The organism is Aeromonas sp. FL131 (assembly GCF_049860615.1).
In the GTDB taxonomy this organism is placed as follows: Bacteria; Pseudomonadota; Gammaproteobacteria; order Enterobacterales; family Aeromonadaceae; genus Aeromonas; species Aeromonas hydrophila.
The window spans coordinates 1,326,945-1,339,829 of the sequence record NZ_CP187595.1 but is presented as its reverse complement, the minus strand read 5'-3'; the positions used below and the strand labels follow the sequence as shown (position 1 = coordinate 1,339,829).

12 protein-coding genes are annotated in these 12,885 nt (G+C 59.7%); 4 read left to right on the top strand and 8 right to left on the bottom strand.

Translation table 11 applies throughout. The features are described from left to right. Positions 1–73 precede the first annotated feature (73 nt). Entirely contained in the window at positions 74–1,744 is a 1,671-nt protein-coding gene (rpsA, locus tag ACPW75_RS06405; protein WP_011705690.1) for a 30S ribosomal protein S1, read from the bottom strand. Between the two features lie 93 nt (positions 1,745–1,837). Further along, complete coding sequence (gene cmk / locus ACPW75_RS06400; RefSeq protein ID WP_011705689.1) at positions 1,838–2,530, bottom strand: (d)CMP kinase; 693 nt, start codon at positions 2,528–2,530, stop codon at positions 1,838–1,840. A 249-nt stretch (positions 2,531–2,779) separates the two neighbouring features. On the opposite strand from cmk, the gene ribA reads away from it, so the two are divergent. Beyond that, on the top strand, positions 2,780–3,373 hold the full coding sequence (gene ribA, locus ACPW75_RS06395; protein ID WP_010634253.1) for a GTP cyclohydrolase II: 594 nt from the start codon (positions 2,780–2,782) through the stop codon (positions 3,371–3,373). A 78-nt stretch (positions 3,374–3,451) separates the two neighbouring features. On the opposite strand, the gene cysB is transcribed toward ribA, so the two are convergent. Both cysB and ACPW75_RS06385 read right to left on the bottom strand, forming a co-directional pair. Next, on the bottom strand, positions 3,452–4,426 hold the full coding sequence (gene cysB, locus ACPW75_RS06390) for an HTH-type transcriptional regulator CysB (protein ID WP_010634254.1): 975 nt from the start codon (positions 4,424–4,426) through the stop codon (positions 3,452–3,454). Between the two features lie 73 nt (positions 4,427–4,499). Then, complete coding sequence (locus ACPW75_RS06385; RefSeq protein WP_077096925.1) at positions 4,500–5,375, bottom strand: LysR family transcriptional regulator; 876 nt, start codon at positions 5,373–5,375, stop codon at positions 4,500–4,502. 93 nt (positions 5,376–5,468) lie between these two features. On the opposite strand from ACPW75_RS06385, the gene ACPW75_RS06380 reads away from it, so the two are divergent. After that, positions 5,469–6,677 (top strand): MFS transporter, encoded by a 1,209-nt coding sequence (locus ACPW75_RS06380; protein ID WP_252410920.1) that lies wholly within the window; start codon positions 5,469–5,471, stop codon positions 6,675–6,677. A gap of 46 nt (positions 6,678–6,723) precedes the next feature. On the opposite strand, the gene ACPW75_RS06375 is transcribed toward ACPW75_RS06380, so the two are convergent. The 4 genes from ACPW75_RS06375 to ACPW75_RS06360 all read right to left on the bottom strand — a co-directional run bounded on the left by ACPW75_RS06375 (position 6,724) and on the right by ACPW75_RS06360 (position 10,976). Beyond that, the gene (locus tag ACPW75_RS06375) at positions 6,724–7,278 is read right to left on the bottom strand and encodes a VOC family protein (RefSeq protein ID WP_179101454.1); all 555 of its coding nucleotides are present in this window, start codon (positions 7,276–7,278) and stop codon (positions 6,724–6,726) included. Beyond that, positions 7,272–8,036, bottom strand: coding sequence for a DNA repair ATPase (locus ACPW75_RS06370; protein WP_011705685.1), 765 nt, complete (start codon positions 8,034–8,036; stop codon positions 7,272–7,274). Before ACPW75_RS06370 ends, ACPW75_RS06375 begins: the two co-directional genes overlap by 7 nt. 188 nt (positions 8,037–8,224) lie before the next feature. Then, on the bottom strand, positions 8,225–8,950 hold the full coding sequence (gene nfsA, locus ACPW75_RS06365) for an oxygen-insensitive NADPH nitroreductase (protein ID WP_077096720.1): 726 nt from the start codon (positions 8,948–8,950) through the stop codon (positions 8,225–8,227). 88 nt (positions 8,951–9,038) lie between these two features. Beyond that, on the bottom strand, positions 9,039–10,976 hold the full coding sequence (locus ACPW75_RS06360; RefSeq protein ID WP_425904467.1) for a putative bifunctional diguanylate cyclase/phosphodiesterase: 1,938 nt from the start codon (positions 10,974–10,976) through the stop codon (positions 9,039–9,041). A 166-nt stretch (positions 10,977–11,142) separates the two neighbouring features. Between ACPW75_RS06360 and ACPW75_RS06355 the strand changes: the two genes are divergently transcribed. Then, complete coding sequence (locus ACPW75_RS06355) at positions 11,143–11,844, top strand: DUF2982 domain-containing protein (protein WP_041218153.1); 702 nt, start codon at positions 11,143–11,145, stop codon at positions 11,842–11,844. A 73-nt stretch (positions 11,845–11,917) separates the two neighbouring features. Next, positions 11,918–12,856: a LysR family transcriptional regulator gene (locus tag ACPW75_RS06350; RefSeq protein WP_042064364.1), complete on the top strand. Its 939-nt coding sequence runs from the start codon at positions 11,918–11,920 to the stop codon at positions 12,854–12,856. The last annotated feature ends 29 nt before the right edge of the window (positions 12,857–12,885 follow it).

Sequence of the window (12,885 nt, the reverse complement as noted above, 5' to 3'; positions counted from 1 at the left end):
TCACATGCAATATTCATTACGCCAATGATAAAAAAGGGCGGCGTGACACGCCGCCCTTTTCTTGCATCAAGGATTATTCACCCTTGGCGGCTTTGAACGCTTCAGCCATGGCATTGCTGAACACAACTTCTTCTTGTTGGTTCAGGCTGTCGATAGCAACACGCTCATCAGCCTCGTCCTTAGCGCGGACAGACAGGCTTACAGTGCGGTTCTTGCGGTCAACACCCATGAACTTGGCTTCAACTTCGTCACCAACAGACAGCACCAGAGTGGCGTCTTCTACGCGGTCACGAGCAGCGTCGGAGGCACGCAGGTAGCCTTCTACGCCATCAGCCAGTTCGATCACGGCACCCTTGGCATCAACCTCGGTAACCTTACCCTTCACAATAGCACCTTTCTTGTTGTCAGACAGGTACTTATTGAACGGGTCTTCTTCGATCTGCTTGACGCCCAGGGAGATGCGCTCGCGCTCCGGGTCCACTTGCAGAACAACGGCTTCGATCTCGTCGCCCTTCTTGAATTCACGCACGGCTTCTTCGCCCTGGTTGTTCCAGGAGATGTCAGACAGGTGAACCAGGCCGTCGATGCCGCCATCCAGACCGATGAAGATACCGAAGTCAGTGATGGACTTGATCTTGCCGGAAACACGGTCGCCCTTGGCGTGAGTTTCGGCAAACAGCTGCCACGGGTTGGATTTGCACTGCTTCAGACCCAGGGAGATACGACGACGCTCTTCGTCGATGTCCAGAACCATCACGTCAACTACGTCGCCAACGTTAACAACCTTGGACGGGTGGATGTTCTTGTTGGTCCAATCCATCTCGGATACGTGTACCAGGCCTTCCACGCCTTCTTCGATTTCAACGAAGCAGCCGTAGTCGGTCAGGTTGGTCACGCGGCCAGACAGACGGGTGGTCTCCGGGTAACGCTTGGCGATAGCAACCCAGGGATCTTCGCCCAGCTGCTTCAGACCCAGGGATACACGGGTACGCTCGCGGTCGAACTTCAGAACCTTGACTGCGATCTCGTCGCCAACGTTGACAATTTCGGAAGGATGCTTAACGCGCTTCCACGCCATGTCGGTGATGTGCAGCAGGCCGTCAACACCGCCCAGATCTACGAATGCACCGTAGTCGGTCAGGTTCTTGACGATACCCTTAACTTCTTGACCTTCTTGCAGGTTAGCCAGCAGGCTTTCGCGCTCGGAGGTGTTCTCGGTCTCGATCACGGCACGACGGGAAACAACAACGTTGTTGCGCTTCTGGTCCAGCTTGATGACTTTGAACTCGAGTTCTTTGTTCTCCAGGTGAGCGGTGTCACGGATCGGACGCACGTCAACCAGAGAACCCGGCAGGAAGGCACGGATGCCGTTCAGCTCAACGGTGAAACCACCCTTGACCTTGCCGTTGATGATACCGATAACGGTAGCTTGCTCTTCGTAAGCTTTTTCAAGCTGCAGCCAGGCTTCGTGGCGCTTGGCTTTTTCGCGGGACAGCTTGGTTTCGCCGAAACCATCTTCGATAGAGTCCAGAGCCACGTCAACGGAGTCGCCTACGTTGATTTCCAGCTCGCCCATGGCGTTCTTGAATTCTTCAGCCGGGATAGCGGACTCGGATTTCAGACCGGCGTCAACCAGTACGAAACCATTTTCGATAGCAACGACAGTACCCTTGACGATGGAACCTTGACGGGTTTCAACGGCGTTCAGGGACTCTTCAAAGAGTTGAGCAAAAGATTCGATCATTGTTTATGTCACAAATGAAACATCCACTTGCAATCCGGCACAAGCGGGGTTGTTTTAAATTATCTGCGCCATCCATAGTGCAGACGACTGACATCAGTTTGTACTGACATCACCAAGTTGTTGCTCTGCATAGGCAAGCACCGTTACCAGCACTTCGTCTATGGACATGGCGGTTGAATCCACCACGAGAGCATCTTCTGCCGGTTTAAGGGGGGCAACGGCGCGATTTCTGTCGCGATCGTCACGTTCCCGAATCTCGGTTAAAAGACGCTCAAAGTTAACATCAAAGCCCTTATCTTGCAACTGCTTATAGCGGCGAGCAGCCCGTTCTTCGGCGCTGGCGTCGAGGAAAATCTTCACCTCGGCTTCCGGGAAAACCACGGTGCCCATGTCACGGCCGTCGGCGATGAGGCCGGGGGCTTGGCGAAATGCTCGCTGACGACGCAGCAGGGCTTCACGCACCCGCGGGAAGGCGGCGATTTTACTGGCGGCATTGCCCACTTCCTCGGTACGGATGGTACGGGAAACATCCTCCCCTTCCAGCACGACCTTCACCTGCTCGGCATCGACCTGGAACTGCACGTCCAGATTGGCGGCCAGGGGAACCAGCGCAGCTTCGGCATCGAGCTCTACATCGTGATGCAGGGCGGCCAAGGCCAGCACCCGATAGATGGCGCCGGAATCGAGCAGGTGCCAACCCAGTTTTTCAGCCAGCAACTGACACAGGGTGCCTTTGCCTGCACCACTCGGGCCATCAATTGTCATCACGGGGGCCATCTGCGGCATAACGTCTCTCCTGCACACTTGTTGCACGCATCCCAGGGGGGATGAGGTAATGGGCGCCGATTATACCCAAATGTGCCGAGCCTGGCAGTCGTCGTGGCACACATTTGCGCAAAACCAGTCGCAACTGTCCTCTTTGTGTACCGCCAGGCAAATCATTAAGCTGTGCAAGGTTTTGTTCTTATGGTTGTTCCGCACAAGGCGCGCTAAACTGGCCGCCCTTTTTTAAGCAGCTGTAGTAAGGAGCAACCTATGAGCAGCGTTACCCTCGTGGCCAAATCCAAGTTGCCGACCCCCTGGGGCACTTTCACGCTGGTAGGCTTTCAGGAAACCGGCACCGGCAAGGATCACGCCGCACTGGTGATGGGCGATATCACGGGTGATGAGCCGGTGCTGGGCCGCATTCACTCCGAGTGCCTGACCGGCGATGCCCTGTTCAGTCTGCGTTGCGACTGCGGCTTCCAGCTGCAGGCTGCATTGGAAAACATAGCCAAGGCAGGCCGCGGCGTCTTGCTGTACGTGCGTCAGGAAGGGCGCGGCATCGGCCTGCTCAACAAGATCCGAGCCTATCATCTGCAGGATCAAGGCGCCGACACCGTCGAGGCCAACGTGGCACTCGGCTTTGCCGCCGACATGCGCGACTACACCATCTGCGCCGACATGCTCAAGCAGCTGGAGGTGAAATCCCTCAAGTTGATGACTAACAACCCGCGCAAGATGAAGGCGATGGAATCCTTCGGCATTCCGGTGGCGGAGCGGGTGCCCCTGCAGGAAGGGCGCAATCCCCACAACGAGTTCTACCTCTCGACCAAGGCCAACAAGCTGGATCACATGTTCAAGAAGTGATCTCGCCTCGCCGCTCGTCGCCATGAAAAACGCCTCCCATCGGGAGGCGTTTTTTGTTGCTCTCATATCGCCGCAGCGCTAGCGGATGGGCAGCTCGATATCGGCAAACATGGCATCCACGTCGTCGCTGGAGCGCAGGGCGATGGCCCGCTCCACCACATCCCGGGTCAGATGCGGGGCAAAACGGGTCATGAAGTCATACATGTAGGTACGCAGGAAAGAGCCCTTGCGAAAACCTATCTTGGTGGTGCTGTGGGCAAACAGGTGGCTGGCATCGAGCGCCACCAGATCGGTATCGACCTGGGGATCCAGCGCCATGGTCGCCATCACGCCGATCCCCACCCCCAACCGGACATAGGTCTTGATCACGTCCGCATCGGTGGCGGTGAAGACGATGTTGGGCTCAAAGCCGGCCCGATTGAAGGCTGTGTCGAGTTCGGAGCGGCCGGTAAAGCCGAACACATAGGTCACCAGTGGGAAGCGGGCGATGTCGGCGATGGAAAGCTTGCCAACCTGGGTCAGCGGGTGGCCCTTGGGCACGATCACGCTGCGGTTCCAGTGGTAGCAGGGCAGCATGATGAGATCTTCGTACAGGTGCAGCGCCTCGGTGGCGATGGCAAAATCGGCCTGGCCCTTGACCACGGCTTCGCTGATCTGGGTCGGCGTGCCCTGGTGCATGTGCAGGGAGACTTTGGGAAAGCGCTTGATGAAGCCCTTGATCACGTCGGGCAGCGCATAACGGGCCTGGGTGTGGGTGGTCGCAATGTGGAGCGTACCCTGCTCGGGGTGAGTGTGCTGACTCGCCACCGACTTGATGCTTTCCACCTTGCCCAGGATCTCGTTGGCAATCTTGATCACATCCCGGCCAGCAGGGGTGATCTGGGTCAGATGTTTGCCGCTGCGCTCGAAAATCTGGATCCCCAGCTCATCTTCCAGCATGCGCACCTGTTTGCTGATCCCTGGCTGAGAGGTGTAAAGGCTCTCTGCCGTTGCCGACACGTTCAGTCTGTGGTTGGCAACCTCAACGATATAACGCAATTGTTGGAGTTTCATGATGTTAGGCTCTAAAGGCGACTTGAACTAATACTAACAAACTTTTGCCTGATAGCCCTTCCTTCTTGGCCATTTATGGCTGTGCCTGCGCCAGCAAAAAATCCCGTAAGGCGCGGTTCGCCATGGAGAGCGGATCCCCCCGCCGCCACGCCACGCACAGATCGAGAAAGATCGGGGGGGCAAACGGGATCCCGGTCAGGGCTGGCTCTTCGTCCAGCGCCATCCGCAAGAAGGTGGTCACCGCAAAACCCTGCTTCACCACCGCCTTGAGCAGCGGGATGAGGTTGCTCTCAAAGGCGATGTCGGGCTCGCAGCCCAGCCCCTGGGCCAGCGCTTCCATGTGCTCGCGGTGATAGAAGCCGCGGCGAAACATCGCCAGCTCCTGGCCGAAGAACTCGCTCAGCGACACGCTCCGGGCCTGGCGCAGCGGATGCTCCTCCCCCACCACCATCAACATCTCTTCACGCAGCAGCTGGGCCCCCTCCAGCGCCGGCGGCAGGTCGCTAGTGATGAGGATGGCGAGATCCAGCGAGCCGTCCACCATGCGGCTCAATAGCTCGCGAGTACCCGCCTCCTCCACCCGGATCTTGAGGCCGGGGTAGCGATGCTTGAAGGCCATCAGGATCGGCGGAAAGTAATAGGAGCCCATCATGTAGGGGATGCCGATGCGCACCTCTCCGCGCTCCAGCCCCTTGAGCTCGGCCATCTCGGCCTCGGCCTGATGCATCTGGCGCAGCAGGCGCTCGGCATGGCGACAGAGCACCTCCCCTTCCGGGGTGAGCCGCACATTGCGATCCTGGCGGTCGAACAAGCGCAGCTCGAGCTGCTGCTCCAGCTTGGCGATGGCCATGCTGATGGCGGGCTGCGCCACGTGCAACCCGCTGGCCGCCTTGGTAAAGGAGCCGGCATCCCGCACTGCCAGCAGATAGGTGAGCTGTTTCAGGTCCATATCAATTCAATTTATCAGATGGATAACTTAAATATATTATATTTATGTTCTGGCGCGCACTAACCTGCAACAAAGCTGTCAGGACAATTGCATATGATCGAAGTCGGTAGTCGTGAATGGATCCGCGCCACCCTGGCCCTCAGCCTGGGCTCCTTCCTGGTGTTTCTCAATCTCTATCAAACCCACCCGCTGCTGCCGCTGCTGGCCGAGGTGTTCTCAGTCAGCTCGCTGTCGGCCGGCTGGACCCTGGCCGGCTGCACCGCTGGGCTCGCCGTCTCGCTGCTTGTCTGCGCCCGGTTGGCGGATCGCTTCGGCCGGCGCCGGATCATGCTGTGGAGTCTGGCCGGCGCCATCCTGCTTTCCCTGCTCATCAGCCTGGTCAGTCAGTTTGAACAGCTGCTGCTGCTGCGGGTCCTGCAGGGGGTCCTGCTGGCGGGGCTGCCCGCCACCGCCATCGCCTACATGGGGGAAGAGTTCAGCAAGCGGGCCCTGCTCTCCGCCGTCGGGGTCTACATCGCCGCCAACTCGCTGGGGGGTATCACCGGCCGGGTGGTCGGCGGTCTGCTGGCCGGCTGGTTTGGCGACTGGCAGCACACTTTTCTGGGCATCGGCCTCATCAGCCTGGCGCTGCTGCCCCTGGTCATCTGGCTGCTGCCGGCCCAGACCCGTTTCGTGCCCGTCATCGCCAAGCCGGGCCAGTTTCGCCAGGCCATCGCCAGCCACCTCGGCAACCCGCTGCTGGTGGGGGCCTACCTCATCGGCGGCCTCAACTTCATGGTGTTTCTGAACCAATACAGCTACCTCACCTTCCTGCTGGCCAGCCCCCCCTTCTCCTTGCCTACCCAATGGCTCGGCATGCTGTTTCTGACCTATCTGTCGGGGACGGTGGCCTCCTCCCTCAGCGGCCGCTGCGCCCACCGCTGGGGCGCGCAGCGCCTGCTGCTGGTCGGCATAGCCCTGATGGCGCTCGGCAGCGCCCTGCTGCTGGGCGGCTCGCTCGGCGCGATCCTGTCGGGCCTGCTCATCTCGAGCTTCGGCTTTTTCCTTGCCCACGCCTGCGCCAGCGCCTGGGTCGGCCAGCACGTGGAGCACAACCGGGCGCTCGCCTCGTCGCTCTATCTGGTGGGTTACTATCTGGGAGCCAGTCTGGGGGGGCTCTATCTGCACCCTTTCTGGGAGCAAGGGGGGCTCGGGGGATTGGTGCTCGGCATCGAGCTGGTACTGGTCATCACGGCGGGGTTGAGCCTCTGGCTCGGCCACTTGAAGGGACGCCCCGCCCGCCCCCGCATCTGCCATCCCTGATGCTATCTCGGCTATGAAACGGGGCCGGTCAAGCGGCCCCGTTTCATCAAGCCTGGTCGTAGTAGCCGGCAGGCACCGGCACCACGGCGCCGCTCACCAGCTCTTCTTCAATCACCTCGGCCAAGGTGCGCAGATGAAATTTGATCTGCCCAGAGGCCAGCATCACCGCCACGTCAGGATTGCGCTCATCACGCAAGTTGCCGGTTTTGAAGGACACTTCGGGATGGGCCGCCAGCAAGGCCTCCAGCGAAGGTACCACCAGTTCGATATGTTCCAGCCCAGCCTGGTGGCTACGACCCGGTTTGGGCGCCGCCAGCTCGATGCAGGGCACGATGCCGTCGGCGTGGAGCACCGGTTGATGCAGGCGGTAGGTGGCGATGGGCCGTCCGCCGATCATCCCCTCCACCAGCAGGTCACCATGGCTTGCCAGTTGTGCCTTCAGGGCCTGGTACTCAGGCAAGGTGGCGGCCCGGTAGCAGAGGTGGTCGACCTCGATGGTGGCAGGATGGATGGCGAGGGCCTCCAGCTCGGTCAACAGCTGGCAAACAAATGGGGCCATCGGCCCCAGTGTGGTATCGAGTGAGTGCGACATAATCACCATTTCTTCTTGGGTTGGAACAGGACGTCCAGCTCGTCCGCCTCTTTGTCCTTGATGCTTTGCAGCTCTTTCTCGCTGTGCTCCTGCAAGTGGGCATCGAGTCCGGCCAGGCCCTGCCGCATGTCCTCTTCACGGGCCATCAGGTAGGGATCCTTGTCGGTGACGCTGGCCAGAGCCGAAAGCCCCTTGGTGTAGAGCTGCCGGCAGGTGCCGAACTGCCCCTGGATCTGGGCATCCATGGCCCGTTTCACTAGGTTGGCGATGTTGATCTTGAGCTGCATCAGCTCGAGGCGGCGATCCTCCTGGGCAAAGCCCTGCGGATCTATCTTGCCCTTGTTGTGTTCAACCCGCAGCACAGCCCGCATCTTCTTGACCAGCTGCAGCATCTGGATGGCCTGGCGATCCGACTCCGGGGTCTTGAAGTGCCCCTCATCCTGGCTGCTGTAGTTCTCCTGCACGTTCTTGATCTGGGTCTGCACGTCGGCAATGCGCTGCTTGAGCTGACCGCTCGGCATCACCAAGGCGATGGCGCGATAGGCATCGAGGATCCGGTGCTGCAGCAGCAACACTATGTTCTTGGAGAAGGGCACCAGGTTGACGTTGAGCAGCATCTCTTCAGTTTCATCCACCACCGACTTGTGGCGAGCGATGGCGTGACGCTTGTCGGCCTCTGCCTTCTGCTTATATTGCTGCACCACGTTATAGGCGATGACCAGAAACAGGAGTGCGCCAATAGACAGCAATACCAAGGTTAAAATCATAGGAAGTCCAAACTCCTGTCCCAATCCAATTGCGTGATCCTACAACAGCTTACCTAGTTAAGGTAGTCCGCAGCGCGGAGCTTGCCCCCGATTTGTTGTGCCCAGACGGGCAGGAGCACAAGGGAAAGCCAGGATCACGCGGCGCTGGCGACACCGCCATTACCCCTTAGTATCGCCCATCGGGCCCATTACTTGAGGTTGAACCCTCTGGATCGCAGGAAATCCTGCATGAAGGGACGCGCCTCCTTGCCCAGGATGCCCCGGATCTGGCCGCTCCAGCTCTGCTGCTTGTTGTTGCTGCTGCGGGACTGGTAGTAAGCCTCAATCTGCTGGTCGTAGCCGGCAAGCAGTTCGCGATCCAGTTCGGTCTGATAGCGGTTTTCATGCACTACCAGAGCGCGGGGCAAGCGGGGTTTCTGTTCGGGCGCCTGGGCGGGGTGGCCGAGGCAGAGGCCGAACAGCGGGATCACCTGATGCGGCAGCCCCACCGCCTCGCTCACGGCGGCCGGATTGTTGCGGATCCCGCCGATATAGACGCCGCCAAGTCCCATGGACTGGGCTGCCAGCAGCGCATTCTGGGCCATCAGGGCACCGTCGATGGCGCCGATCAGCAGCTGCTCCACAAAACCGGTCTGGGCATCCGGCACCACTTCGCAGTGGCGATGGTAGTCGGCGCAAAACAGCAGGAACTCGGCGGCCTGGGCCACGTAGGCCTGGTGTCCCGCCAACTCGGCCAGGCGGCTGCGCAGTACCTTGTCGGTCACCCGAATGATGCTGTTGGCCTGCAGGAAGCTGGAGCTGGAAGCGGCCTGGGCCGCGCTCAGGATCTGGTCGAGCTGAATGTCGGTGATGGGCTCGGCGGTGAATTGACGAATGGAGCGATGGGCGAGAATAAGGTCGAGAGTCGGGTTCATGTTGCCTCCAGAGACGAAGTTCACACTCTACCCAAAAACAGCGAGGGGCCCAAGGCCCCTCGCATTAGCACCGCCACAGAGTCATCCGCTAGCCTGCCAGCGGATAGCGGCCGGCCTTGCAGCTGACCATGAAACGGCTTTCTTCCACCTGCGCCACCGTCATCGGCTTGCTGAACAGGAACCCCTGAAACACGTGGCAGCCCTGGGTACGCAGGGCGGCGAGCTCGTGCTCGTCCTCCACCCCTTCGGCCATGATGCCAAGACCCAGGCTGGTGGCCATGGCGACGGTGGCGCGGATCACCGGCAGGTTGAGGCCCACCACGAAGGAGCGATCCAGCTTGATGGTGTCGATGGGCAGCCGGTTGAGATAGGCCAGCGACGAGTAGCCGGTACCGAAATCGTCGATGGCAATCTTGATCCCCTGCGCGCTCAGGGCATCGAGGATCTCGATGCACCCCTTCATGTCCAACATCAATACCGTCTCGGTCAGCTCCAGCGTCAGCAGGCTGGCGGCCACCCCGAACTCCTTGAGCTGCTGGGCCACCAGTTCAGGCAGGGCGGAAGAGAGCTGGAAGCCGGAGAGATTGACCGACACCGGCACATTCACCCGCCACTCCCGTTGCCAGTGGGCCATCTGGGCCAGCGCCGTCGACAGCACCCAGCTGCCTATCTCGCGGATCAGCCCCATCTCTTCCGCCAACGGGATGAACTCCACCGGCGAGACGTGGCCCAGCACGGGATTGTGCCAGCGCAGCAGCGCCTCGTAGCCGAGCAGCTTGCCCTGCGCCACATCCACCTGAGGCTGGTAGCAGAGGCTAAGCTCCCCCCGCCCGATGGCCTTGGCCAGGAACTGCTTCAGGGTCAGCTTGCGATGCAGAGTCTGCTGCATGCTGGGAGTGAAGCGCTGCCAGCGCAGCCGGCCCAACTGCTTGGCCTGGTACATGGCCATGTCGGCGCGGGTGATGAGGTTGTCGCCGTCATCCGCATCGTCTGGATAGATGGCGATGCCGATGCTGCCGCCGATGGTCACCTCGGGCACGCCGCTCAGCTGCAGCGGCTTGGTCATCTGGGAGAGCATGAGGTCGGCCACCTCCTGCGCCCGATCGCTCGAGTGGCTGAGCGGCACCAGGGCGGTGAATTCGTCGCCACCGAGCCGGGCCAGCTCCACATCCCGCGGACAGATCTGCTTGAGCCGACCGGCAACCCGCTCCAGCAGCCGATCACCGGCCTTGTGGCCGTAGTTGTCGTTGACCAGCTTGAAGTTGTCCAAGTCCATGAACACCAGCGCAAAACGCCCACCCAGCCCGCAATAGGCCTCCAGCGATTTCATCAAGCCATAGCGATTGAGCAGGCCGGTCAGCGAGTCGTGCCAGGCCAGGTGACGGTGTTCCAGCTCTTCCAGTTTGCGGTCGGTGATGTCACGCATGGTGAGCAGGATCTGGGCCCCCTGCTGAATGTGGCGAAACTGGTACTGAAACCAGCGCATCCCCTTGAGGGTGCGGCACTCCCCCTCGGCCACCACTTCATCGAGGCGGGAGAGCTTCTGGTAGAAAGCCTCGTCATTGCCGGAGAAGAGCTGGGAGAGGTAGCGGATCTGGTTGCCGAAACACATGTCAAAATGGTGGTTGCCACTCTCCAGCTGGCCCTGATTGTCAAACAGACAGGCTAGGGTATCGCCGGTGGCGAGCGAGGACTCCTGATAGAGGGTATCGGCGTCGATCACCGCTTCGGTCATCATCATCAGCCGACCCGCCAGCTGGATGCCGGAGAGACGCAGGTAGATCTGCTTCTTGACCCCCTTGGGGGAGAGGGTCCACCACTCGCTGTAGCTGCGCCCCTGCTGGAAATCCCCGAGGTAACGCTGCAGCAGCAGATCGATGGCCTGTGCCATGTCGGCCGAAAAGTCGCGCGATTGCAGTTCGCCCAGCGAGCTCGCTTCCCACACGCTCAAGGCGGCGCGATTGGCCCAGTAGATGTGGTGATGCCGGATGTCATAAACCCAGATTGGGGTATGCAACACATCCATCCCGTTCAATAACCGTTCGTCTAGCGTATTCATCTAATATGGTGATTCATGATGTGTGATCACAGGGAAACCCAGCGACGGAGGGCCCTCCCGGGCACCCGGTGCTGGTACAAAATCGGATCCAGCCCATAATGTGAAACAAGCATGCGCAAAGGGCTGACTTCATATGAAAACGCTACATGTGAAACCCATGGTCAGAAAAAACGGACTCACGTTGGTATTGTTGGGCATCATAGTAACCATTGCTATGATTTTTATACTTTTTTTATTCGGTGAACAACCACTAATCCCCCTCGTCTCCGGCCTGCTGGCGGGTCTGATGATGATATTTATCGGCTCATTGAAGCTGATTGAACCCCACTTCAGTCTCTCGCTCTGTCACGATTGTCTGCAATATCACCATAAATACGGCGGTTGGATCCTGAAATGGAGAAATATTCAGCGAATCGACCAACCGCGCATTCATCTGGGCTGGGATCTGGTCCCCCTGCCCTATATCGGTTTGAAAATAAAAGATTACGACGATTTTTTGACATTGATCACACCCAGATTGGCAGTACGCCTGCTGACCGAGCAACGCAGTGTCTTGCTGCAGGCACTGCGCAGCGAACAACCGGCCTGCAGCAGCGGGGGTTGTGCCTGTGCCTTTCAGGGCGAGGGATTGCTGGAAGAGAGCCATTTTCGCTCTCCCTCCGGTCAGCGCTATGAAGGGGTGATCGCCATGCTGGCCAACCGCATGACCCGGCTGCGCGAGCTGCTCGGCTACGATCTGCTGGTGCCGGACAACAGCCTTGACCGGGATCCGGTCGAATTTGTCCGGCTGTTGCACCAGTACCAGCGGGAGTCGAATCTAATCCAGATCAATTAAACGCCGGATTGAGCTTGCCAAGGCGGGCGCCTCTTCTTAAGGTCACTGGCTTGTTACACCCAGAACACCGCTTATGAAGTACATCGAAGAGTTCTATCTGTTCGTCAAGGTGGTGCAAGAGGGAGGCTTCTCCCACGCGGCTGCCGCACTGGGCATGCCAACCGGCACCATCAGTCGACGTATTTCTCAGCTGGAAGAGCAGCTCGGCTGCTCCTTGCTACACAGATCCACCCGCAAACTCCGCCTCACCGACGAAGGGCTGCGCTACTACGAGCGCCTGTGCACCCCGCTGGCCGCGATCGAGCAGGCCACCGGCGAGATCCAGGGCAAAGAGGCCGACATCAACGGGGTGATCCGTCTGGCGGCCCCCATCGCCCTATCCAACACCATCCTGGTCGACATGCTGGCGGACTTTGGCCTGCACTACCCAGAAGTGCAGTTCGACATTACCCAGACCAACGACCACCAACATCTGTTCGACAACGACCGGGATCTGGTGTTCTTCAACGGCGAGCTGCCACAATCCTTGCCCAATGCACTCTGCCTTGGCCACATCGAATACGGCCTGTTTGCCTCCCCGCTCTATCTGGAGAAGATGGGCACTCCGGCACATCCCGCCCAGCTGGAAGAGCACGCGCTGATCTACTGCTGGCCGCACCAGCACTGGCAGTTGACCGATCGGGACGAGCAGACGGTACAGATCAAGCGCTCCGCCAAACTGACCGTAAACCAGACCCAGGCTGCCGTCAGGGCGGCCAGGCGCCACCTGGGGATCGTCAATGCCCCGCTCCACTACGTGCATCCCTTCCTGCAGGATGAGCAGCTGGTCCCGGTACTGCCCGACTGGAAAACCGGCAACCGGCCCTTCTATATGTTGCGCTGCCAGCCTCAGTTTGCCCCGCTGCGTGTTAAGATGTTCGCTGAATTTGTTGAAAAATATTCAGCGCGCTACCGGAATCGCCAATGGGACAATCAATTTTCACCGGCGACCAGCCTGTCCCATTGCATCTGACCGTTGGCGGGCCACACTTATAGCAATCC